General features: G+C 42.1%; 1 protein-coding gene. It reads left to right on the top strand.

The window, feature by feature from the left end; all coding sequences use genetic code 11:
• Window positions 1-160 precede the first annotated feature (160 nt).
• On the top strand, window positions 161-591 hold a 431-nt coding region (locus AB4138_RS23705), incomplete at its 3' end, for a beta-eliminating lyase-related protein (RefSeq protein ID WP_372307950.1).

Below are 591 nucleotides of genomic sequence, written 5' to 3'. Positions count from 1 at the left end.
AAAGATCAACACGCCCTAATAAGTCATTATTTAATTTGTTTATTTTCACTGTTAATTTTCTGTGTATCTTTATACGGAACTATTAATTTAATAGTGAGGACTCGTGACATCTAAAGAAAATACATTTCGACCTGATCGGAATGTATTGAAAGGTATTATTATGGAAAACTTCAAACATCTACCAGAACCGTTTCGTATTCGTGTTGTAGAGCCAGTAAAAAGAACAACTCGCGCCTATCGTGAACAAGCCATTGTCGACGCGGGCATGAACCCATTTTTGCTCGACAGTGATGATGTGTTTATCGACTTACTGACAGACAGCGGAACAGGATCTATCACTCAGCGTATGCAAGCCGCGATGTTAATGGGTGATGAAGCTTACAGTGGTAGCCGCAGTTACTACGCATTGTCGAATGCGGTTAAGGATATCTTCGGTTACGAGTTGACGATTCCAACACACCAAGGACGCGGTGCAGAGCAGATCTACATTCCGGTTCTTATTAAGAAGCGTGAAATGGAGAAAGGGCTCGATCGCAGCAAAATGGTCGCCTTGTCGAACTACTTCTTCGAGGCGTTGTTGATCAAATCAGC

This window comes from Vibrio sp. 10N.286.52.C3 (assembly GCF_041468865.1).
In the GTDB taxonomy this organism is placed as follows: domain Bacteria; phylum Pseudomonadota; class Gammaproteobacteria; order Enterobacterales; family Vibrionaceae; genus Vibrio; species Vibrio crassostreae_C.
Note: the sequence above shows the minus strand (reverse complement) of the source record. Positions and strands in the feature narration are given on the sequence as shown.